This window comes from Streptomyces sp. NBC_00234, assembly GCF_036195325.1.
In the GTDB taxonomy this organism is placed as follows: Bacteria; Actinomycetota; Actinomycetes; order Streptomycetales; family Streptomycetaceae; genus Streptomyces.
Map to the genome: position 1 here is coordinate 8,080,541 of NZ_CP108101.1, position 26,757 is coordinate 8,107,297.

General features: G+C 69.8%; 23 protein-coding genes and 3 pseudogenes. 12 read left to right on the top strand and 14 right to left on the bottom strand.

Going from position 1 to position 26,757, the window contains the following annotated elements; translation table 11 throughout:
* Positions 1 to 102 precede the first annotated feature (102 nt).
* Both OG230_RS35440 and OG230_RS35445 read right to left on the bottom strand, forming a co-directional pair.
* Positions 103 to 769: pseudogene (locus OG230_RS35440) on the bottom strand (transposase family protein).
* A gap of 56 nt (positions 770 to 825) precedes the next feature.
* A pseudogene (locus OG230_RS35445) lies at positions 826 to 1,686 on the bottom strand (IS5 family transposase).
* A 108-nt stretch (positions 1,687 to 1,794) separates the two neighbouring features.
* On the opposite strand from OG230_RS35445, the gene OG230_RS35450 reads away from it, so the two are divergent.
* On the top strand, positions 1,795 to 2,301 hold the full coding sequence (locus OG230_RS35450) for a DinB family protein (RefSeq protein ID WP_328907871.1): 507 nt from the start codon (positions 1,795 to 1,797) through the stop codon (positions 2,299 to 2,301).
* 307 nt (positions 2,302 to 2,608) lie between these two features.
* On the opposite strand, the pseudogene OG230_RS35455 reads toward OG230_RS35450, so the two are convergent.
* The 4 genes and pseudogenes from OG230_RS35455 to OG230_RS35470 form a co-directional block, all read right to left on the bottom strand.
* A pseudogene (locus OG230_RS35455) lies at positions 2,609 to 2,724 on the bottom strand (IS5/IS1182 family transposase); the annotation flags it as partial.
* 240 nt (positions 2,725 to 2,964) lie between these two features.
* Positions 2,965 to 3,288, bottom strand: coding sequence for a hypothetical protein (locus tag OG230_RS35460; protein WP_328907872.1), 324 nt, complete (start codon positions 3,286 to 3,288; stop codon positions 2,965 to 2,967).
* 324 nt (positions 3,289 to 3,612) lie between these two features.
* Positions 3,613 to 4,071 (bottom strand): SRPBCC family protein, encoded by a 459-nt coding sequence (locus tag OG230_RS35465; RefSeq protein WP_328907873.1) that lies wholly within the window; start codon positions 4,069 to 4,071, stop codon positions 3,613 to 3,615.
* 664 nt (positions 4,072 to 4,735) lie between these two features.
* Entirely contained in the window at positions 4,736 to 5,224 is a 489-nt protein-coding gene (locus tag OG230_RS35470; RefSeq protein WP_328907874.1) for a DUF4265 domain-containing protein, read from the bottom strand.
* A gap of 174 nt (positions 5,225 to 5,398) precedes the next feature.
* Here OG230_RS35470 and OG230_RS35475 point away from each other — a divergent pair, with 174 nt between their 5' ends.
* Positions 5,399 to 5,872, top strand: coding sequence for a hypothetical protein (locus OG230_RS35475; RefSeq protein ID WP_328907875.1), 474 nt, complete (start codon positions 5,399 to 5,401; stop codon positions 5,870 to 5,872).
* Positions 5,873 to 5,890: 18 nt separating this feature from the next.
* On the opposite strand, the gene OG230_RS35480 is transcribed toward OG230_RS35475, so the two are convergent.
* On the bottom strand, positions 5,891 to 6,760 hold the full coding sequence (locus OG230_RS35480; protein WP_328907876.1) for an endonuclease/exonuclease/phosphatase family protein: 870 nt from the start codon (positions 6,758 to 6,760) through the stop codon (positions 5,891 to 5,893).
* 232 nt (positions 6,761 to 6,992) lie between these two features.
* A complete protein-coding gene (locus OG230_RS35485) occupies positions 6,993 to 7,148 on the bottom strand; it encodes a hypothetical protein (protein WP_328907877.1) in 156 nt (51 codons plus the stop codon).
* Positions 7,149 to 7,540: 392 nt separating this feature from the next.
* Here OG230_RS35485 and OG230_RS35490 point away from each other — a divergent pair, with 392 nt between their 5' ends.
* Positions 7,541 to 8,044 carry a hypothetical protein gene (locus OG230_RS35490; protein ID WP_328907878.1) on the top strand — a complete coding sequence of 168 codons (504 nt, stop codon included), beginning with the start codon at positions 7,541 to 7,543 and terminating at the stop codon, positions 8,042 to 8,044.
* Complete coding sequence (locus OG230_RS35495) at positions 8,041 to 8,553, top strand: hypothetical protein (protein WP_328907879.1); 513 nt, start codon at positions 8,041 to 8,043, stop codon at positions 8,551 to 8,553. Before OG230_RS35490 ends, OG230_RS35495 begins: the two co-directional genes overlap by 4 nt.
* A gap of 170 nt (positions 8,554 to 8,723) precedes the next feature.
* On the opposite strand, the gene OG230_RS35500 is transcribed toward OG230_RS35495, so the two are convergent.
* The gene (locus OG230_RS35500; protein ID WP_328907880.1) at positions 8,724 to 8,855 is read right to left on the bottom strand and encodes a hypothetical protein; all 132 of its coding nucleotides are present in this window, start codon (positions 8,853 to 8,855) and stop codon (positions 8,724 to 8,726) included.
* A 131-nt stretch (positions 8,856 to 8,986) separates the two neighbouring features.
* On the opposite strand from OG230_RS35500, the gene OG230_RS35505 reads away from it, so the two are divergent.
* The gene (locus tag OG230_RS35505) at positions 8,987 to 10,096 is read left to right on the top strand and encodes a helix-turn-helix domain-containing protein (RefSeq protein ID WP_328907881.1); all 1,110 of its coding nucleotides are present in this window, start codon (positions 8,987 to 8,989) and stop codon (positions 10,094 to 10,096) included.
* Between the two features lie 143 nt (positions 10,097 to 10,239).
* Here OG230_RS35505 and OG230_RS35510 read toward each other — a convergent pair whose 3' ends face one another.
* Positions 10,240 to 11,886: a hypothetical protein gene (locus OG230_RS35510; RefSeq protein ID WP_328907882.1), complete on the bottom strand. Its 1,647-nt coding sequence runs from the start codon at positions 11,884 to 11,886 to the stop codon at positions 10,240 to 10,242.
* Between the two features lie 481 nt (positions 11,887 to 12,367).
* Between OG230_RS35510 and OG230_RS35515 the strand changes: the two genes are divergently transcribed.
* Positions 12,368 to 13,282 (top strand): adenosine kinase, encoded by a 915-nt coding sequence (locus OG230_RS35515; RefSeq protein ID WP_328907883.1) that lies wholly within the window; start codon positions 12,368 to 12,370, stop codon positions 13,280 to 13,282.
* A 97-nt stretch (positions 13,283 to 13,379) separates the two neighbouring features.
* Here OG230_RS35515 and OG230_RS35520 read toward each other — a convergent pair whose 3' ends face one another.
* A complete protein-coding gene (locus OG230_RS35520; protein ID WP_328907884.1) occupies positions 13,380 to 14,324 on the bottom strand; it encodes an SIS domain-containing protein in 945 nt (314 codons plus the stop codon).
* A 198-nt stretch (positions 14,325 to 14,522) separates the two neighbouring features.
* Here OG230_RS35520 and OG230_RS35525 point away from each other — a divergent pair, with 198 nt between their 5' ends.
* The 4 genes from OG230_RS35525 (at position 14,523) to OG230_RS35540 (ending at position 18,713) form a co-directional block, all read left to right on the top strand.
* Complete coding sequence (locus OG230_RS35525) at positions 14,523 to 15,839, top strand: ABC transporter substrate-binding protein (protein ID WP_328907885.1); 1,317 nt, start codon at positions 14,523 to 14,525, stop codon at positions 15,837 to 15,839.
* On the top strand, positions 15,839 to 16,801 hold the full coding sequence (locus tag OG230_RS35530) for a carbohydrate ABC transporter permease (protein ID WP_328907886.1): 963 nt from the start codon (positions 15,839 to 15,841) through the stop codon (positions 16,799 to 16,801). Before OG230_RS35525 ends, OG230_RS35530 begins: the two co-directional genes overlap by 1 nt.
* Before the next feature lie 12 nt (positions 16,802 to 16,813).
* Complete coding sequence (locus tag OG230_RS35535; RefSeq protein ID WP_328907887.1) at positions 16,814 to 17,665, top strand: carbohydrate ABC transporter permease; 852 nt, start codon at positions 16,814 to 16,816, stop codon at positions 17,663 to 17,665.
* A gap of 76 nt (positions 17,666 to 17,741) precedes the next feature.
* On the top strand, positions 17,742 to 18,713 hold the full coding sequence (locus OG230_RS35540) for a hydroxyacid dehydrogenase (protein WP_328907888.1): 972 nt from the start codon (positions 17,742 to 17,744) through the stop codon (positions 18,711 to 18,713).
* Between the two features lie 55 nt (positions 18,714 to 18,768).
* Here OG230_RS35540 and OG230_RS35545 read toward each other — a convergent pair whose 3' ends face one another.
* On the bottom strand, positions 18,769 to 19,854 hold the full coding sequence (locus OG230_RS35545; protein ID WP_328907889.1) for a substrate-binding domain-containing protein: 1,086 nt from the start codon (positions 19,852 to 19,854) through the stop codon (positions 18,769 to 18,771).
* A 154-nt stretch (positions 19,855 to 20,008) separates the two neighbouring features.
* Between OG230_RS35545 and OG230_RS35550 the strand changes: the two genes are divergently transcribed.
* On the top strand, positions 20,009 to 23,197 hold the full coding sequence (locus tag OG230_RS35550) for a chondroitinase family polysaccharide lyase (protein WP_328907890.1): 3,189 nt from the start codon (positions 20,009 to 20,011) through the stop codon (positions 23,195 to 23,197).
* Positions 23,194 to 24,042, top strand: coding sequence for a glycoside hydrolase family 16 protein (locus OG230_RS35555; RefSeq protein ID WP_328907891.1), 849 nt, complete (start codon positions 23,194 to 23,196; stop codon positions 24,040 to 24,042). The genes OG230_RS35550 and OG230_RS35555 overlap by 4 nt, the downstream gene beginning before the upstream one ends.
* A gap of 49 nt (positions 24,043 to 24,091) precedes the next feature.
* Here the strand turns inward: OG230_RS35555 and OG230_RS35560 are convergent, their stop codons facing one another.
* Entirely contained in the window at positions 24,092 to 25,831 is a 1,740-nt protein-coding gene (locus OG230_RS35560) for a PP2C family protein-serine/threonine phosphatase (RefSeq protein ID WP_328907892.1), read from the bottom strand.
* Between the two features lie 211 nt (positions 25,832 to 26,042).
* Positions 26,043 to 26,696 (bottom strand): DNA alkylation repair protein, encoded by a 654-nt coding sequence (locus tag OG230_RS35565; protein WP_328911629.1) that lies wholly within the window; start codon positions 26,694 to 26,696, stop codon positions 26,043 to 26,045.
* Positions 26,697 to 26,757 lie beyond the last annotated feature (61 nt).

Here is a 26,757-nt window from a genome sequence, read left to right on the forward strand (position 1 = left end):
GCCGTAGCCTGCCGCTTTCCGAGCCCGCTCCTGGATCCACTACCTAATGCGTGTTGCAGAAGGCCGTGTGGTGGCGTGACGCCGGGCTGCGGTCGTGTCTGATCATGCGGTGAGGGCGCGGTTGTGCATGTGGGCGACGGCCTGGACTGCGTGATGGAGTCCGTTGCCGTGCTGTCGGCAGTCGCGGAGGATCTTGTAGTTCTTCATGCGGGCGAAGGCGTGCTCGACGCGGGCGCGGACTTTGCGATGGGCGGCGTTGTCCTCCTCCTCACCGGGCAACAAGGGCCGGCCGGGGCGCTTTCGGTGCGGGACGACGAGGCCGGTGTTGATGTAGGCGCCGTCACCGAGCACCGTCACACCGTGACAGTGCTCGGCCAGCCCGGACTCCCGCCAGACCCGGGCATCGGCCCGGTTGCCCGGCACCGGAGGAGCCGTTGCGATGACCAGAATCCACAGCCGGTCGACCGCCTCGTCCCGACGGGCCACCGGCTCCAGAGCCAGCTGCGGTCCCATCCGCTGGATGACCCGGCACACGGTGGCCGGCGAAACGCCGAACAGCGGCGCGAGCTGTCTCATCGTGAGGTTCGTCCGGGTAGTACACAGCCACCAGCGGCACCCGGTCCGCCAACGGCAGGCACACCGGCCGCCCGATCCGCGGACCGGCACCACCACGCTCACGCACCACCCGCAACAGCCGCTCGAACTGGCCCATCCGCAAACCCGTGAACGACTCAACCCACAACGCCTCGACCCTCAACACCCCACGCATACACAGGAAATGCCCAGACCACAGCCTTCTGCAACACGCTTTAGGCTGGCCCTCGGTCAGCGCCGTGTCCACATGAGAATCGCAGCCAGGTGCAGTGCGGCCTGGTAGGCGACGGCGAGTTCGTCGGTTCGCATGGCCAGACCACGCCACTGCTTGAGCCGATTGATGCACCGTTTGACGGCATTGCGCTGCTCGTGCGCCTCGGCGTCGAAGGCGGGCGGGCGACCACCGGCGCGACCTCGTCGCAGTTGGTGACCCACCTGGTCGGCGGGCTGCGGGATCACGGCACGGATAGCTCTCCGCCGAAGATGCTCACGGATCGCGCGGGATGAATACGCGCGGTCCGCCAGGACAGCGTCCGGCCGGGTTCGCGGTCTTCCTGGTCCGCTTCGCGGAACACGGATGCCTGCCATGACCACCTTGAAGGGCCGGCGCGTCACCCGCCTGGCCCGCGAAGACGCGGAGGGCCAAGGGCCGTGCATGGCAGTCGCTGACGAGAGGGGCCTTCGTGCTCAGGCCGCCGCGGGAACGTCCGAGCGCATGGTCGTCGGGCTCAGCCCGCTATGGCGCCCCTTTTTTCTGGCCCCAGCGGCGTGCTGGTGGGCCCGGTAGACGGTGGAGTCCACCGACACGGTCCAGCCGATGTCGTCAGCACCATCGGCCGCTGCCAGGAGCGCGGCAAGGATCCGTTCCCAGGTGCCGTCCATGGCCCACCTGAACAGCCGTTTATGAGCGGTCTGGTATGGCCCCAGCTCGTCCGGCAGGTCCCGCCAGGGCGAGCCGGTGCGGTACTTCCACGCGATGGCTTCCAGGGTTCGACGATGGTCAGCCCATCGCCGACCACGGACCGGATCGGCCGGCATCAACGGCTTGATCCGGTGCCACATCGCATCAGTGATCACCCACCGGACAGACACATCCGATCAACCGGCGAGCAGGTCAAGGAGACACGCTCTAGGTGGAACAGGTTGGGCCCGTCGAAAAATACTTCGACATCGGTCGTGTGATCGGGGACGCTTCGCGCGATGACCAGAATCGACGACACACCGCCCGCGTGGGACGAGCGCACCCAGCTCACCACGTTTCTCGACTACACACGTGACACCGCCCGCGCCAAGTGCGATGGCGTCTCCGCGGAGAACGCCCGCAAGGCGCTCCTGCCGGGCTCACCGCTGATGACCATGAGCGGATTGATCAACCACCTCCGCTGGGTCGAGTACTACTGGTTCCAGGTGGTCTTCCTCGGCGAGGAAGACCGGGGTCCCTGGACCGATGAGGACCCCGACCGCGAGATGCGTATCGCCGTTGACTTCCCGCTCACGCAGTTGCTCGACGAATACGCCGAACAGAGCGCCGGCTACCGCGAACTGGTCGCCGGGAACAGCCTGGACACCCAGGCCAAGGGAGCCGTCCGCGACGGTCTCCATGTCGACCTGCGCTGGATCCTCCTTCACCTCACCGAGGAGACGGCCCGCCACAACGGCCACCTGGACATCCTGCGCGAGATGCTCGACGGCCAGACCGGCGACTAGGGCCTCTCGTTTGGATCATGCCGGGCTCGCGGGGTCCGGTGCGCGCTCCCCCGAGCTCTCGGCTTCGCTCGAGCAGGGCGGGGCCCCTTCCGGCGTTGTCGCCCATCACCAACGCTCCGCGTTGCCTCAATTTTCCGTCTTGCAGCTGCATGCACCGGACCCCGCTCGCTGATCCGGCCTGATCCCAAACGAAAGACCCTGGATCCGGCGGAGATCATGGGCGGAGCCGGAGCCGGAGCCGGAGCCGGAGTCGGATCGAGGCGACGGTGCCGTGGAAGGTGTAGCCGCGCTTGTCGAACCTCGTGGCCAGGGCCCCGTTGATGACCCTGCGGTGGCCGGCCCACCGGCCGCCGCGCTGCCTGGACTTCGGCAGATGGGGCTCAGCCGGGCCCACTCCTCATGCGTTGAATCTCCCCGCCCCATGCTCATGCCAACGACCCAAGGCCGCGACGGTCACAAGATCCGCCGGACAGGCCCTAGCCTCGATCGGGTGACATGCGGCGGTGTCGGGATGGCCGGGAGTGTCCGGGGTTGCGATGCGGCGTGCGCGGAACATGACGCATCGTCAGATCGGGTGGCTCCCAGTTCTGTTGCCCGAACTGTGGCCCCCCAACTGACCGGCCGACCCACCGGATCTACTTCAACCTGTCGAGAACAGGGCTACTACTGAAGGTCTGTGCTGGGTAGGCGACGCCAGTCCCATTGCGGGTATCGGTCGACCAGCACGAGAAACTCGTCCGCCTGCAGGATCTCGAAATGGTTGGTGTCGACAAGACCAGTGCAATCCGGCAGGACACGGCGGAGGAAGGCTCGGGCGGCGTCCATGGACTGGCAGGACACGTAGACCGCGTACGGTTCGCCGATCTGGGTCCTCACCTGCTCGAGCTCTTCGGGCTCGTACTCCGCCAGGATCCCGCCCGAGAGGTCGATGTAGTAGGAGTACCCGCTCCAGTGCAGCTTCTCGTGGCCCGTCACGGAATCTGGCACGAGCTCAAAGGAACGGATTCGCCCCTCAAGCGACGAACGTCGCCCCGAGGGGACAAGAATGATCACAGACGGCCAGGACACGGGTTCACCTCAGCAGTGACCGTAGCCGAGCAGTCCCCGCAGGTCGCCAGACTTTCCGCCCGGCTGGTCCTCTCTCCCGCAGCGTGGGCCCCGCAGTGGCGCGCGCACCCCGCGCGCACCTCGCCCCGTCCCACGCCCGCAGTGGGGATGGATGCCTCCGTGCGCTCGCACTTGTCCTAGCCGCGCGTGCGAAGCAGTCGGCCCGCGTCACCAGGGGCGCGGGCCGGCCTGTTCCGAACGGCGTCAGGGTCGGTCGATCGCCGTCTCGGCCGCCGCCTTGATCCGGGCACCGAAGCCGGGGGCGTCCTTGCGGGCAGCCGCGACCGCCAGGCCGACGAGGAGCTTCCCCACCCCGTGGCCTTCCAGAACGTTGAAGATGCGGACGCGGGTACCGCCGCCGGGCAGCGGTTCCAGGTCGTATCCGCCTTCGCGTGCCATCACGCTGGTCTTCGACACCTCGGCCCACCGGATCTTCACCGGCGCTTCGAGAGCGGTGATGCGGAACTCTCGGGCGCTCTTCATCCCTGCGTCCTTGACGGTGCTCCGGAAGATGGTGCCCACGGCGGTAGGGGTGTCGGGGATACGGTCGATCTTGAGCACCCGGGGGCTGAACTGGGGGTCGTTGCGCCCGTCGGCGAGATAGGCGAACACCTCTTCGGCGGGCCTGTCGACCTCAACCGTCGCTTCGAACTGACCTGACATGAGCACTCCTGGTCGGTGGGAGCCGGAAGACATCCGCGCGCGCCCTCCCGCAGACGTACGCCGGACCGCGAGGCCGCGTGCGAGGTGCTCTCGCGCTGCTCCGCGCACGCGGGAAGGAACCCGTTTCGTAGCGGCAACGTGACCCTACGGGACCGCCCGGCATCCCGCGCGGCGATGGGCGTGATCCGCGCGCGGGGGACTGCTCCGATCCAGATATCGCCCTTGGGGCCCGTAGACGCCCGGCCGAGCCGACCGCGGGCCGTGCGGACACTGCCGGGGGGAGTGGATGCACACTCCTCGTACCCAGGGCGAACCGGCGTTCGGCGTGCGCTGCCTCGCCCGGGCTGCCGCCTCCGCTGCCCGCCGAGTTCTTCGCGCATGTGCGGGCACACACCTACGAGCGCCCCGCTGGACATGCGAGCAAGCGGCCGTTGTGGTCCGCGTACGTCAGGGGAGGCGTCGCTCGCTCGTCGGTGTCGGCTGACCGGTGCGGATCGCCGTCGGCCGTCGGCGGCAGTCCGCTGCGGCTGCCGGCCATGTGGCGCCTGCACGTGTCGTACGTGGGGGCTCACGGAGAAGACGAGACCGGCCCGGCGTGGCAAGAACACCCGGCCGCCCTCGGTTGCACGGCCACCAGGGTGACCGCGATGGCGTCCGGCAGAGGTCAGGCGTTCCACCATGCGTCGGTGCCGCAGCCCACCTCGTAGTGCCACCATCCTTCGTCCTGCCCTCGGGCCAGAAGGGCCTTGATCCCAGCGAAGTCCGCGCCTGCCGGCGCGGTGAAGGCCACCATGGGAAAGTCCTCACTGAAGACCTCACCGCCGAGTCCGAACGCCGAAAGGCGCTGATGCACCGCCTGCGGGCTGCGTCCCAGGGGGCCGGTGGGCACGGGGACGACACGGATCGTGCAGTTCCCGAATGAACTGACCCGTCCGACAGCCCAGTGGAGCCCGTCGGAGTCGGTCCGATACCGCACCACGTCGCCCTCGGCCACGCCGTCCTGAAGGAAGGGGGCGTTCTGCACACGGGCCGTGTCGTCGCCGAGCTTCGTCGCCCACAGGCCCTCGGTGTCCTGCGGGAACCACCCCTCGCGAGGGACGAACCGGAACCACACCTTGATCTTCTCGACCGCGTTCTCCATAACGGGCATCATGCGCCGATCGTCAACGAGCCCTCGCACCGGGCCTGAACGGGAGATCAACCTCCGCCGTGCGGCCGGCCTCATGGACTGTGGTGCGCCTGGAGGTCTCGCTCGTGTGACGTCCGGCGCCCGCCGGAGTCCGGGGCCATAGCATCGACTTCTCGACAAACCGTGGGGGCAGAGGCTGTGGAGATCACCGTCCAGTGGGTCCGGACGACCTGGACGAAGGCGTCACGGGGAGGGGAGGCTGCGGCGCGGAGGAACGCGGTCCCGGACGGTTTCGCTCTCCCGCCCCTGGAAGCCCGCCTCGCCCATGTGATCCGGATGCACGAGTGCGACGGCTTCGAGCCGCATGACGGCCGGGAAGTCCGAAGCAAGGTCGATGTGCAGCTCCGTGAAGCGGACGGGCGGCTTCGGGTGTACCCCGGAGTGGAGCCCATGTTCGGTCTGCCGCCGCGGAAGAGGCGGCCTCCAGGTGTGCGTCTCGTGCCCGGGCAATGCGTCCGCTGGCAGCTCAACTACCGCTTCAGCAGTGCACTGGGGATCCGGGGCTGGACGTATTGGCAGGACACGTTCAATGTCGCGTACGGCCCGGTGGACGCGGACGTCTTCTTGTCGGAACCCACTGTGTTCGTCGACGAGCGCGGACCGCTTCGATAGCGCACGCGGGCGGGGCGGTCAGCGAGCCAGCCGTATGCCGGCGGCGACCGGGAGGTGGTCGCTGCCGGTGGCGGGCAAGGTACGCATGTCCGTCACGACCGCTGAGCGGGTCAGGACGTGGTCGATCCGGGAGACGGGGAAGGACACGGGCCAGCTGAAGGCCAAGTCCCGTGCCTGTGAGGTCATGTGTGACGTGACCGGCGCCAGCCCGCGATCGTCCGCCGTGCTGTTGAGGTCGCCGAGCAGGATCACCCGGTCCCGTTCCTCGGCGGCGATGGCCGTGCCCAGCAGAGCGGCGCTCTCGTCCCGCCAGTCGGTGTCGAAGCCGCTCGGCCGGACACGGACCGAGGGCAGGTGGGCGACGTACACGGCGATCTCGCCCCGCGGCGTACGTGCCTCGGCGCGCAGCCCACGGCTCCAGCCCTCCGCGATCCCCTTGGGTTTGATGTCCAACAACCGCACGTCCGAGAGCGGGTACGCCGACCAGAGGCCGACGGTGCCTTCGACGGCGTGGTGAGGGTAGTCGGCCGCCAGGGCTGTCTCATAGAGCGGCAGCACGGACGGCGTCAGTTCCTCCAGAGCGATGAGTTCCGGCGCGGCCTTGATCAGTGCTTCTGCCGTGCCGACAGGATCGGTGTTCTCGTCACTCACGTTGTGCTGGACCGCCGTGATGTCGTGCGCACCGCCGTCCTGCGGGAAGAGCGACCCGCCGAAGAGGCTTGCCCAGACGACTGCGGGCAGCAGCAGGGACACCAGGGCGGTGGCCGAGCGACGCAGGAGGGCCAGGACGAGCAGCACCGGGACAGCCAGCCCGATCCAGGGCAGGAATGCCTCCAGCAGACTGCCCAAGTGGCCGACGGCGTTGGGCACGGCACTGTGGAAGGCCATGAGACCGGCGGTCAGCACGGCAAGCGCGGCGAGAACACGCCCACGTGCCCAGGACGACCGACCCTTCGCATCGTCGCCCCATTGCCACGGCGAGTGGCTGATGCGATGCAGCCACCGCTGGGGCGCTGGAGTCGTCGGCTCCGACGCCTCTCCGCTCTTCTCTCGATTCACCATGTCCTGTCCATCTGCCTCGGACCGTCCTCGAGCCGGCGGGCCATGAGCACGACGTGCCTCATACGACGCAGCGCACGGTGATCAGGTTCCGAAAGAGGCGCATGGTGGTGTCGAGGTGGATGAGTCCCGTCGCGGAGGTCCACCCGTCCGGTCCGCGGCTTTCGGGCGCGACAGCGGGGATGCGCTCCAGCACGCGTTCGGTGAGGGCGGTCAACGGCGACGAAGCCTTCGGAGTACGTACTCCGAAGGCCGGCAGAGCGTTCGAACGACCCGGTTGGTGACGACGAAATACCAAGGGCTCACCCAGCCGTCCTCCTTGCTCATGAGCCCTGGGCCGCCCTCGCGGTAGACATGGCGCCACAAACGGCGGAGCAACGGAGTCCCCGCAAGAATCAGGACTGGAGCGACAGCGAGCGCACCGGCCGTCACAGCGAGCCTGAGCGCCTGGATCCGGATGTTGAGAGCGCTCCTTATCCGCATCCCTCCAGCTTGCCCATGAGCGGTGCTCGGCACTGGCGAACTGCGAAAAGGGGGTGGTGATTCCGTTCTGGCGTCACCGACGGACGCAGGAGCTGGAGTGTCCGAGGTGTCGACTAGGGTGCGCGAATGATATTCGGACGTCGACGGTTCGTGGACACCGTCGAGAACTTTGAAGCGGCTGTAAGGGCTCAGGACGCGGACGCGGCGGAGCGTGCCTTCGCACAGCTGACGCGCGGCTTCGGCAAGGCATCGGACACCGAGGTACGGGCAGCCGCCCCTCGGCTCGCCGCCCTGCTCGGGGAGGTGCCGCCCGGTCCGCGAGCCGTGGTGGCCGTGATGACCGGAGCCTGCGTCGAGCGGGGTGCGGACCCCCTGGCCTGCGCGCCCGATGTGTTCGCGAGCGCTCTGGACGCCTTCGAGAACGCTGCTGTCTTCTGCGAGCGGTGGGCGGCTGCGGACCGTGGCGAACTGCCCGACCCCGAGGGATCGGGACTGGAGGAGGCCGACTTCGAGCGGATCGGCTTCGAGCCCGTCATGGGCTGGCAGGCGCTCCCGCAGTTCGAGATGGCCTGCGTGGCGATGCCAACTCCCCGAGGGTCCGACGCGAGGTTCCTGACCGCGAGGGGTTGAGGGCCGCTGTCACCCGGGTTGCGGAGCTGTCCGGCGAGTCGTTCAAGTGCCTCGTGTACGCCCTCGCCGTCCTCGACGACGAGCCGCTCGTGGCCCTCGACCGCGCAACCGGCACCGGCTTCATGCTGCGCGCTTCCGGCATCGGTGACAACTTCCAGCTCCACACCCTCCTTGCCGATGCGCTGATCGGTCGCGGCCTCGTCACGGGCGAGGCGCCGTCGGCCGAAGCCGTCGCCTGCTGCCGCGACCAGGCCGGGATGGTGCCGACCACCGGCGCCTTCAACCTGGTCGGTGCCGACGGCGAGTGGATCTGGAACGAGGGCAATCCCGCGGACATCCCTGTCGTGGACGGGGTCCGGCTCGTGGTCCTCGACCCGCCCCCGTACGGGAGGAGCTGGCAGGCCGGCCGCTTCTTCCCCGGGATGACCGGCGAGCTCGTGTACGACCACGCCCTCGCGCCGGAGGAGGCGGCTGCCCTGCTCGCCCGCGTGGCCACGTCCGTCCGCTGAGGCGGGAGGCACGGCTGAACCTCTGGAAGTCGGCGCTCGCCGCCACTCGGATTTCACGGCACCGCGGAAGCTGCGCCACACGGCTGCCGGCGCCAGGAGTCCGGCACCGAGGCATTCCGGTGCCGGACTCCTGGTGCCGGACTCCGCTGCCGGACTCCGCCCTGCGCCGCTCAGATCTGCCAGCCCGTCGCGGTCCGCAGCGCGGACCAGAGCGCGCGGGCCACGAGCGCGGCGCCGGTACGCACCGCCAGTTCCCGCAACACGCTGCCGCGGTCGCGCCCTGCCCCGGGGTCCCGTTTCATGCCCGACTCCTCACTGTCGTGTCCCGCCTTCGTCCGGTCGACGGCCCCACCTTGCGCCGGGGGCGCGGTGTTGCGGAAACTGCAACGGGCCGATGCGGCGAACTGGCAACGGAGACGGGGCGGGTGACGGTGTGACAGAGGACGACGACGAATGGCGCGCCCTGCCGCCGCCCGCAGGCCTTCCCGTCGACGACCAGGAGCTCGTTCAGGCGCTGCGCCTCTACATGGGACGCACGGGCCTCTCTCTCCGCGCATTCGGCAGGACCTACCAGTACAGTCCCGGAACCGTGTCGCGGTACCTGAGTGGCGAGCGGGGAGTGTCGAGCGCCTTCGTCCGTGACCTGCTCACGGCGGTGGAGACCGCCGGGGAACAGGTCCGGGCGAGCGACCGGGCGCGCCTGGAGAACGTCCATCGACGGACCCTGGCCCACGCCAAGGGTGCTGCCTCCAAGAGCATGCTCAAGTCCGAGTTCGCGAAGGTCTCTCTGGAGCTCGCGCAGCAGGCTCACACCTTGGAGAAGGTCACGGCGCAGCTCGCCCTCTCCAGGATCGAGGTTCTGGACGCCACGGAGCGTATCCAGCAGCTGACCGAGTCCCTGGCCCTGAAGGAACAGGACATCCAGGCTCTCGAAGCCCGGATGGCGGCGGCGCACCAGTGTGACGGGACCGGGCCGCAGGAGCTGCGGGAGATGACCGCCTCGTACGAGAGGGCCCGCGCCGAAGCCGAGGCGCTGCGGGCGGAGTTGGCGAAGACCAGGACCCTCCTTCGTGAGGCCGAGCAGAGGTTGGCGGACAGCGGGCGGGGAATGGCCGTCATCGCGGAGTCGATGGGGGCGGAGCTCCGGAAGCAGGACGCCGCCCATCGTGCCAAGGTCCGGGAGTTGGAGTCGCGGGTGCGGTCCCTTCAGGGGGCGGTGAACCGCCGCCAGGACGGCGACGACCGGAGCTCGGACGAACTCGATGTGAATGTGCCGACGGACCTGCCGATCGACCCGCGCCTGCAGATCTACTCGGTCGGCGAAGCCCTGCGCCAACTCCTCGTCCACGCGCGCTCACCGGGGCTGAACGCAGTGAGTCGCATGTCGTCCGTTCCGCTGGGTGACGTCCAGCGCATGTTCATTCACAACGAAGTGCGCGACGAAGCGAAGCTCCGGGCCGTCGCCATGAAACTGGCCGAACGCGCGGGACGGCCCGAGGCCGTTCAACAGATCATGGATCTGTGGCAGGCGGGGGCGCCGTGAAGGGGAGCGACCGATACTCCCTTCGCCCGGATCGTCCGTACGCACGTACACCGTAGGGACATCCGGGGCACGGCAGACGATCCGAAGGAAGCGGCCCGGCCGTCCGCTCGACGAGCGGTGAACTGCCGGGCCGCGCTCCTCGATCAGCAGGAGGGAGGCGTCGTGCTCCCGATCGCGATTCTGAGATCCGCTCCCTGGCTGTCCACCGAGCACGTCCTGACAGCGGCGTTGGCGATCTCGTCCACGAGCGTCCTGCCCGCGGCCAGCGGTGCGTCGGCGGTGGTCGAGGTGGCGGGCGTGGCGTCGACGAGCCTGTTGTGCACCGTTGCTCCGCTCGTGACGATGCGGACAAGGACGCCGTTGACCAGCGGGTCGGAGGCTGCGTAGTCGTCGTACGGCGGGGTGGCGCGGCGGTATTCCAGGGACAGATAGCTGCCGTCACCACGGGCGATGCGGTACTCCTGGATTCCGTTCACTCCGAGCACACCCAGCTCGTGGCTTCCGCTGGACGCGACCCGGATCACCTGGGCCTCGGGGATCCATCCGGCGAACTGCCGGTAGTCGGCCGGGTAGAGGTGCATGCCGCCACCGCCCATGGTGTCCGTCGGGTCGTCGCCCCCGGACACCGTGCAGGAGCTGTTGACCTGCGTCACGCTGCTCGTGCTCGGGCACCCCTTGAGCGTGTCGGAGTGCGTGAAGCCGAGGTTGTGGCCGAACTCGTGGGTCCACATCCATGTCTTGTAGCCCACGCCGTTGGAGAGGATCCAGTTTCCCGGCTGGGAGGCCAGTCCCTCCCACGGGCAGGCCGAATGACGCGACAGGTCGACGAAGAGGTAGTCGTAGTCGTCCGGGTCGACGCCGCGTGCCAGTGCCGCCGTTCTGGCAGAGCTCCGTATCGATGTCGAGTCGCACCCGGTCGGCCGCGTTCCCAGATCGACGCCCGTGAGCATGTCGCCCGTCAGGTCGAGTGCGCCTCCGGACACTTCCTGCAGATACGAACGGAGCGAGGGGGAGCCGGTGCCGAGCGTCGCCTGCTGGACTGCGGCAGGATCGGCGGGAGCGGCATCGTTCCAGTGGGTCGCCATCACCAGGGCCCGCTTCTGGCCGGTGACCGGGCGACTCGGCCAGCCGGAGACGAAGGCGTCCCCGTCCCACAGGCGCATGGAGGTGTAGTCGGTGGCGCCGCCCTGGCCGGCGCAGTCGCCCACCTCGACGGTGTCGGCGCCGTTGAAGGTGCGCAGGCACGTGCCCAACTGGGCGTCGCCCCGGTACTTGTTCTGCAGGAGGACGTAGCCGTTGCCCTGGTCGACGGCCTGCCAGAGGCGCATGGACGTGTAGTCGGTGGCGCCGCCCTGCGCGGTGCACTCACCGACCTGCACGGCGGCGCTGCCGCTGAAGGTGCGCAGACAGTTCCCGAGCCCGGCGTCCGCCCGGTACTTGTTCTGCACCAGGACGTAGCCGTTGCCCTGGTCCACGGCCTGCCACTGGCGCATGGCGGCGGAGTCGGTGGGATCGCCCTGCGCGGTGCACTGACCGAGTTGCACGGCGGCACTGTCGACGAACGTGCGCAGGCACGTTCCCAGTCCGGCGTCTCCTCGGTACTTGTTCCCCAACAGGGTGTAGCCCACGGCCGCGGTTCCGGCGCTACTCGATGCGGACGTACGGGCGGCCCGCTGTTCGCCGCCCTGCGGAGCCGCTGCTGTCGCCGGTGCGAACGACAGCAGAAGCAGAGCTGCCGGCACCACGGTTGCCGCGAAGGCTGTCCTCACCTTTGCCGCGTACCACTTCATCTCTCCTCCATTGGCTTGCTGTTGGCCTTGCAGAGTGAGACGAGCCCGAGCCTGCCCCCGAGAGCCGGACTCATGAGGGCTGTCAGGTACCTGCCATTCGGGTCCCGCCGCTTCCCCGGCACAGAATGTAAGCGGTTGCCATCCTGGCGCAAGGCATCCCTCGAAGTTTCTGTCAGTTTCTATGGAAGAAGGGCTGAGGACGGCCTGCGGAGTGTAGTAACCGCTCACTATCGGAGGGGAGTTCGTCTCTTCAGTTCCGGCCCGGCGGGGCCGGGCGTCCTGCACCGACCTGCACCGTGGCGCGAGAGGCGCACCATCGTTCGCAATCTGTTTCGGCAACCCTCTGCAAGTTCTTGCCAAGGATCTGGCGGCCTGCTTGACTCACCTGCCGGTAGACACAGGTGACGGCCCGTCCGGTCGATGGCGTGGCGGCGACGACGCCGCGCCGCTCGCCCCCACCTCAGGTTCGAGAGGTACGCCCATGAGCACCGAGACCGACGTCCTCGTCCTGGGAGGCGCAGGCGTGGACACGATCGTCTACGTCCCCGAACTGCCGCTGCCCTACGCCGACAGTTACATGGTGCGGCCCGGGATCGAGACGCGGGCGGGGCAGACCGGGGACTTCGTGGCTCTGGGAGTGAGTGCGCTGGGCCTGCGGACCCATCACTTCGACATGATCGGCGACGACGACGCGGGAGACCTGGTCCGCGCGCTGCACCGGGACCGGGGCATCGCGCTGACCGAGGTTCCCCTGCCCGGCGGCACCAAGCGTGCGGTCAATCTCGTCGGTCCCGACGGACGGCGGCTGTCCTTGTACGACGACAGCCGCTCGCGGGAGGAGGACCGACTGCCCCCGGCGACCGTCCGGGCCCTGGCGGCGGCGAGCCGTCACGCTCATGTCTCCATCACGTACCCCTGCGCCTTCGCCCTCCCCGAGCTGCGGGAGGCCGGTGTGACGATCTCGACCGACCTGCACAACTGGGACGGTGTCAACGCGTACCACGAGCCCTTTGCCTATGGCGCGGACCTCGTCTTCCTGTCCACCACCGCCCTGACGGACACGGAGCGGACCATGCGTCGGATCGTCGAGCGCGGACGGGCCGACGTGGTGGTCGCGACGGCAGGGGCCGAAGGGGCCTACCTGCTGGTCGAAGGGGAACTCAGCCACATTCGGGCTGTCCCTCCGCCCTCGCCGGTGGTGGACTCCAACGGTGCCGGAGACGCCTTCGCCGCCGGATTCCTCTTCGGCCGTCTGGCCGGCGAGCCGCCCCTGCGGTGCGCCCTCTACGGAGCGGTCGCCGGAGCGCATGCCTGCACCGTTCCGGCGACGCGGGCCGACTCCATCGGCCGGGACGAGCTCCTTGCCCGCGTCGCCGCGTGGGAAGCCGCGGGCTGACCGTCCGGCGGCCACGTACGTCCTTGGCCCCTCCCGGCCAGTCCTCCCGGCCAGTCCTCCCGGGCCCCTGCCGGTCAGGCCCTCCCGGCCCCGCCCGTCACGCCCTCCCGGCCGCAGCTCGATCCGCGGCCCCGTCCAGGCCCCGGACCGGCTCCCTCGCCAGGATCACCGAGCGCGACAGATTGCGCGGCCGGTCCGGGTTCATGCCGCGGCGGGCCGCGAGTTCCACGGCGAGGCGCTGGGCGCGGACCAGGGAAGCGACCGGGTCCAGTGCGTCGGCGGTGAACAGGGCGCCGGTCGTGGCGACTTCGTCCTCAAGGCCGGCCGGTGGATCGCCGAAGGCCCACACCAGGCTCGACCTGTCGCTGATGGTGATCGGGCCGTGGCGGTACTCCATCGCGGCGTACGACTCGGTCCAGGCACGCGCGGCCTCGCGCAGCTTGAACGCGGCCTCGTCGGCGAGGCCCGTCGTCCAGCCGCTGCCGAGGAAGGTGAACTGTCTCCGCTCGCGCCAGCTGCGCGGCAGCGGTTCGGCGACTGCGAGTTCGCCGTCGGCGATCGAGAGGGTGAGGTCGGTGCCGAGGCCGGCGCGCAGCAGCTGAAGCGCGGTGGTCGCGAAACGGGTCTGCAGGACGGACTGCTCGTCGGCGAAGCCCAGGTCGATCACGGCGTCCGCGCGATGGGCCACGGGCGCGGTGGGGACTCCCGTCACGGCGAGGGTCGGAACGCGGCCCGCAACCGTGCCGAGCAGCCGCAGCACCTCGGTCGTCGTACCGGAGCGGGTGATCGCCACGATCCGGTCGTACCGGCGGCCGAGCGCCACCTCGGAGGCCGGGTAGGCATCGGTCTCGCCGAGGCCCGCGGTCTCCCGCAGCGCGGCGTAGGCGCGGGCCATGCAGTACGACGTACCGCACCCGACCACGGCGACCCGCTCGCCCGGGTGGGGCAACCGGTCGGCGACGGAGTCGGCCAGCTCCGCCGCCCTCGTCCAGCACTCCGGCTGGCTCGCGATCTCCGTGATGACATGTGCGGCGGCGTTCATGGGGCCTCTTCTCCGTCGCTCTGCTGGGTTGCCTCGGGTCTTGTTTCTAGCCCCGTCCGCGCACCATTGCAATGAGCAATAGGCGAGCAATGATCGAGAAATTCCCCATCACTTCAGTGATTGCTTATTGATTGCGTACTCGAAGGGTGAGTAGACCTGCGGCTCAACAGGCCGACAACGGTGTTGAGGAGCAGGGCGATGAACAGACGATTGATCCGGCGGACCGCGGCCATGGGCGTGGCCGGTGCACTCGCCCTCGGGCTGACCGCGTGCGGTGGCTCGACAGGCAGCGCCGCCGCGGGCAGCGGCAAGGAGCTCACCTACTGGTCGATGTGGAAGGAGGGCGAGCCACAGCAGAAGGCGCTGTCCGCCGCCATCGAGGACTTCACCGCCGAGACGGGCATCGAGGTGAAGGTGCAGTGGCAGGGCCGTGACGTCCTGAAGAAACTGCAGCCGACCCTTCACGGCGTGCCGGCCGCCGACCTCATCGACCGGAACCTCCCGCAGGTCAAGTCGATGATGGTGTCGACCGACTCGGCCGCCGACCTGTCCGGCGTACTGAAGGAGCCGATCCCCGGCGAGCCCGGAAAGACCGTCGGCGACGTCGTGCCGGCGAAGTACCTCGACCTGGGCAAGGCCGAAGGCAAGCAGGTCGTCCTGCCCTACGCCATCGTCGCCAACGGCCTCTGGTACGACGGGAAGTCCTTCCCCGCACTCGGCAACAAACCCCCCAAGGACTGGGACGCCTTCCAGGCGACACTCGCCGCCGAGAAGGAGGCGGGCCGCGCTCCGCTCGCCCTCGACGCGGACATCCCCGACTACGGCGCCTACTGGTACAGCAACTTCGTGGTGGGCGCGATGGGCCCCGGGTCCTTCCACGCGGCGGCGGCCGACGAGAGCGGGAAGCGGTGGAAGGAGCCCGGATACGTCGAGGCCGCCCAGCGCGTCTCCACGCTCGCCAAGGGCGGCTACTTCGCCGACGGTTACGCCGCCAGCAAGTTCCCGGCCATCCAGCAGAAGTGGGCCACGGGCAAGGCCGGCTTCCTGCTGATGGGTTCATGGATCGCGGGCGAGACCAAGCCGTACGCCACGTCCGGCTTCGACTTCAGGATGCTGCCCTTCCCCACCGACGGCGCACCGGGCTCCGGCGCGTCCATCGAGGCCACCACCTTCGGCTGGGTCGTCCCGAGCAAGGCCAGGCAGGGCGATGCGGCGCGCAAGCTCGTCGCCTTCCTGTACGGCAAGAAGCAGATGCAGGCGTACGCCGACGAGGCACAGGGCATCGTGGCCCGCGAGGACATCGAGGTCGCCCCGGCCATGGCCGATGCCGCCGCTGCCCTGAAGGCGAGCACTCCGTACAACACCTTCGACGGGGTCGACATGGACTTCGCCGAGTGGTGGACGAAGACCTTCCACCCGCTGCACACCAAGCTGGTGACCGGCAAGATCTCCGCCGAGGACTTCAGCGACCAGCTCGCCGCGCAGAGCGCCGACTTCTGGAAGCGGGCGGGCTGATGACCACAGCCGTCGCCGACGGCGCGCGTTCCTCCGTCCCGGCCCGCCGCACGGTGGCGGGCCGGGACGGAGTGGGCCCGTTCGCCGCCCACCGCAAGCGCCTCTACCTGCCGTTCGTCCTGCCCGCCTTCCTGCTGTACGCCGCGTTCCTGCTGGCCCCCGTCGTTGCCACTGGGTGGATCAGCCTGCACGAGTGGGCCGGTGTCGGCCCCATGAAGTGGGTGGGCGCGGACAACTACACCCGGATGTTCCAGGACCCGGCCTTCCGGACGTCCTTCGGCAACACGCTGCTGCTCCTCTTCGGCGGCGGCGCCGTCACCTTCCTGCTCAGCTTCGCCCTGACGATGCTGCTGCGCGACCTGGCCGGGCGCTCGACCGCGCGCTCGGTGATCTTCTTCCCGAACATCGTCCCGGCGCTGGTGATCTCGATCCTCTGGGGCTTCCTCTTCCAGGCGGACGGCCTGCTCAACTCGGCGCTGCGCTCGATGGGGTTCGCGCACCCGCCCGCTTGGCTCGCCGAAGAGAACCAGTTCAAGATCATCATGCTGGGCATCATCTGGATGAGCACCGGCTACTACACGACGATCATCATGGCGGCGGTGGACCGCATCCCGCCGTACCTGTACGAGGACTGCGCCCTGGCCGGCGCGAACGCGTGGCAGCGCTTCCGTCACGTCACTCTCCCGCTGTCCTGGGACGTCATCGGGATCTGCGCGGTGCTGTGGACCATCAACGCGATGAAGACCTTCGAGTTCATCCTCGCCATGGCCGGCTCGGCCAGCTCCATGCCCGCCACGTCCACCTGGACCGCGTCGCTGTACGCGTACACCTCGGTCTTCGCGCCGACGGGTGTACCGCAGTACGGCGTCGCCGCGGCCTCGGCCGTCGTCACGCTCGCGCTCGTCGGCGTCCTGGTGGTGCTGATCCGCCGCCTGATGCGGCGCGAAGCGCTCGAATTCTGATCGGGGAACACTGTGAGCTCTGCATCGACTCTGCGCGCCGGCCGGACACAACGGCTGCTCGGCGCCCCACTGGTCTGGGCGTTCGTCGCCTTCAACGTCCTCGTGCTGGTCTGGATCCTGGCCTCCTCGGTCAAGGGGACCAGGGACATCATCGCCTCCCCCTGGTCGGTGCCCGACGCGATCCACTGGGGCAACTTCGAACGGGCCTGGAGCGCCGGGAACTTCGGCCCGGCCGCCCTCAACTCACTTGTACTCGTGGGTGGTACGGCCCTCGCGACGGTGCTCCTTGCGGCCCCCGCCTCCTACGCGCTGAGCAGGCTGGGGGCGCGGAGCGCGGGCGCGGCCACCTCGCTGTTCGCGATCGGTCTCGGCATTCCGGCGCACGCCGTGTTCCTGCCGCTGTACCAGGTGATGGCACCCCTGGGCCTCGTCAACAACCTCTGGGGTCTGTGGCTGCTCTACACCGCGACCTCGATGCCGTTCGCGGTCTTCTTCCTGACGGGGTTCTTCCGCTCGCTGCCCGCCGAGCTGGAGGAGGCGGCGGCCCTGGACGGCGCCTCTCCCTCGTACACCTTCTGGCGGATCATGCTGCCGCTGGCACGCTCCGGGCTGATCACCCTGCTGCTGCTCAACGTCATCAACCACTGGGGGGAGACGTTCTTCGCGCTGGTCTTCATCCAGGACCAGCAACTCCAGACCCTGCCGCTGGCACTGCTCGGCTTCATGCAGCAGATGCAGTACAACGGCGCGGACTGGGGCGGGCTGTTCGCAGGCATCGCGGTGGTCGTCCTGCCGCTGGTGGGGCTCTACGTCTGGCTCGGCCGCCGCATCATCGAGGGCATGACCCTCGGCTCCGGCAAGTAGTACGTACACGTATCAGGTTGCCGGTCATGGAAGGGCAGAACGTACTGTGTCACCCCGACTTACAGCTCTCATCGCCATGCGCCAGGACGTGGCGGCCCTGGCACTCCCCGCCGACGTACGGGCCAGGCTGGGGGCGGTGTGCGACGTACCGGACCTGGTGGTCGACGATTTCGCGCGGCCCGAGGCGCGCAAGGCCCTGGCCCGTACCGACGTGCTGATCTCGGGGTGGGGCTGCCCGGCCGTCGACGCGGACGTGCTCGCGGACGCACCGCGGCTGCGAGCCGTCATGCACGCGGCGGGCTCGGTCAAGCACGTGATCACCCCGGCGGTCTGGGAGCGGGGCATCACGGTCTCGTCCGCCGCGCCCGCCAACGCCGCACCGGTCGCCGACTACACGCTCGCCGCGATCCATCTGTCGGCCAAGAGGGCCTTCCGCACGGCGGGGGAGTACCGGGCGGGCCGGCCCCAGGACCTGACGGTCTCCCCGGCCACCGGCCTGCTCGACCGTACGGTCGGCATCGTCGGCGCCTCGAAGATCGGGCGGCTGGTCCTGGAGCGGCTGGCCGGTGCGGGCGTCGGACTGCTGGTGCACGACCCGTACCTGGAGGCCGCGGACGCGGACGCGCTCGGCGCTCGGCTCGTGGGCCTGGACGAACTGTTGGCAAGCTCGGACATCGTCTCGTTGCACGCCCCCCTGCTGCCCGAGACGAGGCACCTGATCGACGCGCGGGCGCTCGGACTGCTGCGCGACGGCGCGGTGCTCATCAACACCGCGCGCGGTGGACTCGTCGACACCGAGGCGCTGGCACGGCACTGCGCGGCGGGGCGCATCGACGCGGTGCTCGACGTGACCGAACCGGAACCCCTGCCGCCGGGCCATCTGCTGCTCACCCTGCCCCATGTGCTGGTCACCCCTCACATCGCGGGTGCGATGGGCACGGAGGTGCGGCTGCTCGGCGCGTTCGCCGTCGGGGAGGCGGAGCGGTTCGCGGCCGGGGAGCGGCTGCACGGCGAGGTACGGGCGGAGGACCTGCCCCGCATCGCCTGACGACCCCGGCGGAGCCATGTGGGGACGGGCGGGGTGGGGAACGGGCCCGAGGGCCTCACCCCGTGCGCCCGCCGCACGACGCGCGGACCACCAGATTGGGGCGCAGCTGCACCTGGTGCAGTGGAGAGGCGTCGCCGTCGGACAGACGGCGCAGCAGGATCTGCGCGGCCAGCCGGCCCACCTGGAACTTGGGCGGCGAGACCGCGGTCAGCGGGATCTCGGCCACGTCCGCGAACTCGTTGTCGTAACTGACCATGGCCAGGTCATGAGGGACGCGCAGTCCTGCCCGCCGGGCCGCCGACTGCACGAGGGCGGCCTCGCGGTCGCCGAAGCAGAGGGCGCCCGTGACCCCCGCGGCCACGAGTTTCGCCACGGTGGCGTCGGCGCGGTCCGGGTTCCAGGCGTCCATCACGGCGCTGTCGACCACCGGCTCCGGCAGTGCGAAGTCCGCGACGGCTCGGGCGAATCCGGTGCGGATGGGTGTGGCGGTCGGCGCGTCGACGCGGACCACCAGCGCGAGGCGCTCATGGCCGAGGCCACGCAGGTGCCGTACCGCGTCGTACGCACCGCCCTCGTGGTCCGTGCAGACATGCTCCGTGGGGTCGCCGGGGCCCGCCGCCGTCAGCCGCCGCTCCACCAGCACGGCGGGGACGGGAAGACCGAGCAGTTCCTCCGTGCGCCGTGCCGGATCGTCGGAGGCGTGCAGGCCCGGCACCAGCAGCAGACCGTGCACACCCGCGGCGAGCAGCTCGGCTATCGCCGCGTCCTCCGCCTTCGGGTCGTAGTGCGAACAGGCCAGCACGAACTGGGCTCCCGACTCCGCCAGCACCTCCTGGATGCCCTGGATGACGCGCGGGTAGTAGAGGGCGGTGTCGGGCACGAGAACGCCGACGATCCTGCGCCGGTCGGGCACGCGCGGCGGGAGACCGAGCGCGAAGGTACCCGCGCCCTGCCGCCGCTCCACGAGGCCCTGGGCGACCAGGTCCTCGTACGCCCTGCGGACGGTGGTGACGGACAGGCCCGTCTCCGTGGCGAGCGCCCGCTCGGTGGGCAGCTTGCTGCCCGGCGGCCAGGTGCCGTCTTGGATGCCGCGGCGCAGATCGGCGGTGAGCTTGCGGAACTTGAGTTCTCGGGCCGACACGGTTCCCCCATGGGCGTGCGAAGAAGGAGCAATTCCCGATCGACGGCGGAATGCTCCTTGAATCCTATCGTCGGACCTCCCTAACGTCCGCAGGCAATTCGGCATCAGGTTCAGCGCCGCCGCACGTCCCAGCTCAGCTCCCTGGAGGACGCTCATGGACGCACTCCCCGCTTCGCCCGTCACCCGCCGCAGACTGCTGGCGTACGGCGCCGCCGCCACCGGCGCCGTGGCGCTGCCCTTCGTCGCGGCCCCTGCCGCGGAGGCCGTCGAAGGCGTCGCCGGGGCGCCCGCATTCACCGAGCTGGAGGCACGGGCCCTGGCCCTGCGACCGCCCGCGTTCCTCCTGGAATCGGCCGTGCCGCGGCAGATCACCTCAAGTCCGGACGCCGCCCTCGCCCTCAGCGATCTGCGATCCGTCTGCGGCACGCGCTCCCTGCGCTGGGACCACGGCCCGCGCTCCGTGATCACCGTCGACGTCGAGCTCGCCTGGTCCGCCGACCCGTACGAGCCGAAGCCGCTCGCCGACCAGGCATGGCAGGGCACCGTCGACACCTTCTCGGTCTGGATCCACAACGAGAAGCCCAGCGGCAGCGACGACGTCGTGCGCTTCGAGTTCGGGCGGGGGAGCCGCACCGACTGCTGGTTCGAGTTCCGGCTGGACTTCACCGGCTGGCGCACCGCCTGGGTGCGCTACGCGTACGACATGCACGGTCGCCCGCACCCGGCCATGGACACCCTCCGCATCATCGCGCCCCGCAGGTCCGGCACGCTCTGGATCGACCAGCTGCTGCCGAACGTGGCGCTGCGCCCCGACGCCCCGACCCGTGACCGGCAGGTCCCCGAGATCTGCGTCGAGGGAGACGACTGGGACCAGCAGCACTGGCAGGCGCTTCACCTCTTCGACCGCATCCTCACCCGCACCACCCTTCCCGCTCCCGACCCGTCCGGCGCCGAATCCGACGCCCTGCACGCCCTGGCAGACCGCTACCACGCGGACTACCTCGCCGCCGCCCCCAAGGTCGACGACGCGTACGTCGCCACCCTCACCGGCCAGGCGAACACGCTCCTCACCGGCCGCCCCGTCTTCTCGTACCAGTCCCAGATCTACCCGCCGGAGATCAGCGCCGACCTCAAGACCTTCGTCGGCGCCGTCACCCTGCGCGCCGTCACCGACCTCATGCAGAAGACCGCCCAGGCGTACGACGCGGCCGGGACCGAGCACCGGCAGACGCTCGGTGCGCTCTACGTCCGGCTCGTGGAGCGGCTGCGTGAGCAGGGCTGGACGTACGGCAGCTGCCTCGGCACGATCCACCACGTCGGCTACGACATCCGCGGCTACTACGACTCCGTGTACCTGATGCGCGAAGTCCTGCGGGAGGCAGACCTGTTCGAGGCCGTGCGCGCCGACCTGACCTGGCTCACCGGCTTCGGCCGGATCTTCCGCGGCCTCGACCACCGCAACGCACACGGCTCCACCTCGGACATCATCAACACCACCGTGCGCGGCATGCTCGCCGTCGCCCTCCTCCAGGACGGCGAGGCCCGCCAGGTCGCGTACCTCAAGGCGCTGCGCGACTGGCTCAGCCGCTATCTGCTGCCCACCGACGGCATCCAGGACGGTCTCAAGACCGACGGCACCACCTTCCACCACGTCGGGTTCTTCCCCGACTACGCACGCGACGGATTCGTCGGGCTCGCGCCGATCGTGTACGTGATGAGCGGCGGCCTGTTCCGGATCTCGGCCGAGGCCCACGCATCCCTCAAGCAGGCCGTACTCACCATGCGCGTCGTCGCCAACACCAGCCACTGGCCGATCTCGCTGAGTGGCCGCAACCCCATCGGCACCACCGGTCTCGTCGTCTCACCGTTCCAGTGGCTCACCATCGCCGGCACGCCCGACGGCTCCGAGGACCTCGATCCCGAGCTCGGCGCAGCCTTCCTGCGCCTCCTGCCCGCCGCCCCCGCCACCGCTCAGAAGAAGATCGCGGCCAGGCTCGCCGCCGCCGGTGTCACGGCGGAGAGCGCACCGTCCGGCGCCTGGGCCTACAACTACGCCGCACTCGCCGTGCAGCGCCGCGACACCTGGCAGGTGACCGTACGCGGCCACAACCGCTACCTGTGGTCCACCGAGATCTACGAGGGCTCCAACTGGTACGGCCGCTACAACACCTACGGCCAGATCCAGGTCCTGCACCGCGGCAGCCCCGTCACCAACCTCGACAGCGGCTACAGCCACGACGGATACGACTGGAACCGCCGCCCCGGCACCACCACCCTGCACAAGCCGTGGGCGCAGTTGAAGGGCGACCTCACCGGCACCATCGAGGAAGTCCTGCTCACCGAGGAGCGGTTCGCGGGCGCCCACACCATCGACGGCCGTAACGGCATGTTCGCGATGCGGCTTCGCGAGCACCCCAAGTACGACGGCAGCCACCGCGCCCGTACGTCCGTCTTCCTCTTCGACGATCGGGTCATCGCGCTGGGCACGGGCATCGAGAACGACGACGAGGTCCACGAGACGGAGACCACCCTCTTCCAGACCCGTCTGGCCACGACCACCGCGCCCACCCACGTGGGCGCTGAACCGGTCACCGCGTTTCCCTACGAGCAGGACCACGAACTCACCTCCGCGCAGTGGTTGCTGGACGACAAGGGCCTGGGCTACTACCTCCCGCCCGGCCAGCACCTCGCACTCACCCGCGCGGGCCAGCTCTCGCGCCACCACGGCACGGACGCCGAGACGCGCGGCGACTTCGCCACGGCCTGGCTGCGCCACGGCACCGCGCCACGGGGAGCGTCGTACGCGTACGCCATGCTCGTAGGAGCGACCGCCGCGTCCATGGCGGACTTCACCGAGGCGATGGCCGACGAGGCGCGGGCGCCGTACACGGTCCTGCGAGCCGACGACACCGCGCACATCGTCACCGACCGGGCCACCGGCATCACCGGCTACGCGGTCTTCGACGCGACCCGCCGGCTCACCGGCGAAGGTCCGGTCCGGGCCGTCGACACACCGTGCATGGTGCTGGTCCGCACCCCCTCCGACACAACGGGGGACGCCTCGCTCGTCCTGTCGGTCTGCGACCCGGACCTGCGTCTCTACGAGGGCCGCGACCACGACCAGTACGAGAAGGGCGAGTACACCGGCGGCTACAGCCCGTTCTCGCGCTCCTGGCTGGGCAGCCCGAGCGCCCCGCACACTCTGCGCGTCACACTCGACGGCCGCTGGCACCCGGCCGGTTATCAGCCCTGCACCACCCTCGTCCAGGACGGCCGCACCGTCGTCTCCTTCCGCACGGTCGACGGCCGCCCCGTCCAATGCCGCCTCACAAGGGAGTCATGATGACCGGAACCCTCCGCCCGCTGGCCGCTGCCGCGCTGGCCGTCCTGCTGCTCGGCTCCACCGCGCACGCCGATCCGTCCGCCACATCCGCAGCGGTGGACACCGCGACCCCGGACTCGGCCCAGCCCACCGCCGGGCCCGCGGGAACGCTGGTGTTCAGCGACGAGTTCACCGGCTCGGCGCTCGACACCACGAAATGGAAGGTGCGCGACCAGGAACGCACCGAGACGGGGCGGACCGACGGCATCCGGTGGTGGTACAAGCCGGCCAACGTCCGGGTGATCCCCGACAACGGCGGCAACCTCGCCATCGACCTGAGCAATCCGGCGACGAACCAGTACGCGGGCGGCCGTGTCGACACCGACGGTGTCTTCGACTACACCCACGGCACGCTTGAGGCCCGCATCCATGTTCCGCCCACCGAGGGGCACTTGGGCGCTGTCTGGCTCCAGACGCACAGCTGGGGCAGCATCACGGGCAGCGCCGAGGACGGTGCGGAGATCGATCTGATCGAGAGCGCGTACGACGACGACAAGTACGCCGCGACCATCCACTACGACGGCTACGGCGCCGACCACCAGCAGTCCGCCCAGGTCGTCCCGGCTGCCGCCCTGCACAGCACCCACTACCACACGATCGGTCTCAACTGGACAGTGTCACGTATGGAGTTCACGTACGACGGCGCTGTCGTCCGCACCGTCACCGACCCCAAGCTGATCAGTCAGGTGAAGGAGTATCCGATCCTCTCCCACGAGGTCCTGGACTGGGCCGAGGGCGACGTCACGACAGCGCCAATGGACTACCGGTCCACGATGTACGTCGACTGGATCCGCGTCTGGCAGTGACCCTGCGGGCCTTCGTCCCGACGGCCCGCACCCGGACCGACGACGCGCGTCACTGCTCTTCCGGCCCCTTCCGCGCGGGGACACGCCGCAGCGTGAGAAGGGTGGCGTCGTCGGCGCGGTGGGGGCCGTCGAGGAGGCCGAGAAGGCGTTCGGCGTACTCCTGGAGCCCCTCGTGCCCGTGGGAGAGTGCCGCTTCACGGGCACAAGCCTCCGCCGTGTCGAGAAGGCGGGCCATGTCCTCGTCGGGATCGCTGTCGCGGCGCTCGATGAGTCCGTCGGAGAAGAGGAGGACGATGTCCCCGTCGGCGAGGACGGTCTCGGCCGCCGGGTACGTGCTGCCCGGCAGGACGCCGAGGGTGAGTCCGGGGCCGCCGTCCGGGGCCGGCAGCTGTGTCGCCCGGCCGTCGCGCAGCAGGACGGGGCGGGGGTGGCCTGCGCAGGTCCAGCGGAGCATCGAGAGCTCGGGGTGGTAGCGGGCGATCACGGCGGTGGCGGTCGACTCGATGCCGTCGTCGTAGGCGACCTCGTTCAGCCAGCGGGTCAGCTCCTCCACGGGCGCATCGGTGTAGGCGAGGCCGGCCAGGGCGTTGCGGAGCTTGGCCATCAGGGTGACCGCGGCGAGTCCGTGGCCGCGGGCGTCGCCGAGGGCGACGAGGAGCCGGCCGCCGGGGAGCCTTCGGGCCTTGTACCAGTCCCCGCCGACGCCGGATCCGGTGGCGTCCGGCCGGTACACGGCGACGGCGTCGAGGCCGTAGGAGGAGAGTTCGCCCTGGAAGCGGGGGAGGACGGCGTCGCGGAGCGCGTCGGCGACCTCGGTCAGGGCTTCGGCGCGTCCGCGCTGCCGGCGGGCTTCCTCTCCGGCGGCTCGGGCGAGTGTGCGGCGGCGGTGGTCGTCGGTGACATCGACGAGTACGGCGCGGACGGCCCAGACCGGTCCGTCCTTGGGACGGACCGGTTCCGCGACCATGCGGATGAACCGGTTGACGGGTCCGCGCAGGCGCAGCTCGCATTCCGACTGCCTCGTGCGCAGGAGTACGTCGTAGAGCAGGCGGTAGAACGCGGGCAGGCTGTCGGCGCTGAGCAGGGAGGCCATGCCGAGCAGGTTCGGGACGGGATCCGTCGCGAACCTGCCGAGGACGTGGCCGAAACCGAGGGACGGCACGACCGTGTCGTCGGCGAGGTTCCACTCCGCCCAGCAGGTCTTCGCGAGATTCTGGGCCGCCTTCGCCATCCGGACGCGGTGCCCCGGCTCCCAAGTGACGAGGAGGTCCTTGCCGCACGGGGACACGGTGACCTCGTGGCTCAGCCGCGCGGGAGGACCGTCCCGCCTGGGAATGAACCACTCCACCTCCGCGGGCCCCTGAGGGGCGCGCTCGTGGTGGGCGTCGGCGAGCATCCGGGGCAGCGCCGTGCCGCCCGTGACGGGGTAGCGCTCGAACAGCGGGACCGGGCCGGTCCACTGCGGTGCGGAGTCCTCCGGCACATGGGTGGCGGCGTAGGCGCGGGCCCGCTCGTTCTGCGTCAGGTACAGGAAGTCTTCGATGCCGTCGTCGGCGCCGAGCACGGGTGTCACCAGCATCGCGGCCGTCGGAAGCGCGTCCAGCAGGTCCACCACGGCGCCCGGGACCGCCTCCGGCTGCCGCGCGAGGGCCCCTCCGGGCGTGCGGGGCTCGGGCCTGTGCGTCTCGGCGTAGGAGCCGATGCGCTGGTGCTGGCAGGACAGCAGTTCGCTCACCGCCCGGAGGCCCAGTCGGGCGCGCGCGTCGCGTCCGGGAGGGAGATGCTCCATGGGCGCTGCCCTTTCGAGGGTGTGGCGACGACTCGCGATCATCCTCGCCTTGTCCCGGACCGGCGGCGACCGGACGGCGGGCTGGACCCCTGGTGGTCGACCGGAGTCACTCCTCCGGCGGATAGGGCAGGAGGCCGGGGCGTTCCGCGTAAGGCGCGACAGGTACGTCATCCGGCCCGCGTCCAATGCACCGCTTCGGGTGGAGCGTCGGTCAGGCCGTTGCCTTGTCGTTCTGGCGGCGCACGATCTCGGTGATCCAGGTGGGGGCGAACGGAGATGTGCAGCCCGGGGGAGTGGGGTAGTCCTTGAGCACTTCCAGGCGCTCCCCGATCCCGATCGCACGGGTGCGATGCTCGGCGTGCTCGATCCCGATCTGAGCCAGGCAGTGGTTCATCGCCCACTGCAGGCGATCCGGGGCGTCCTTCATCTCCGCCTCGATGATGTCGAGCAGTCCTTCGAGGTCGAGGACCTCGGGTTTCTTCGCCACGCGCTCGGTGGTGAGCGCCCAGCCGGCACTGGCCACCGCGGGGTCCGGATCGGTGAACCAGGCCAGGCGCAGCTCTTCGGAGTGCGGGTTCTTCTTCACCACGTAGTTCACGAGCCAGTCGTGCACCTTGGGTGTGCGCGCCTCGCGGACCATGGTGTCCAGCTCGTCGCGTTCGAACGTCTTCGGGCGGCAGATCAGGATCGCCAGCAGTCGCGCCGCGGTGTCATCCGTCTTCCAGAGCCGGTCGGCGAGTTCCTGCTGCGTCTTCAGTCGCTTCGCGACCGCGCGCAGCTTGGTGAGGTTCACGGCGTGATCGTCGCCGTGCTTCTCGTTCACCTTGCGAATCTTCCGGTCCTCGAGCGCGGCCAGCTCGGCCATCACCTCGGTCAGCGTCGTCTCGGTCACCGCGGTCTCCTGTCCGTCACGTGCGGGATGCAGC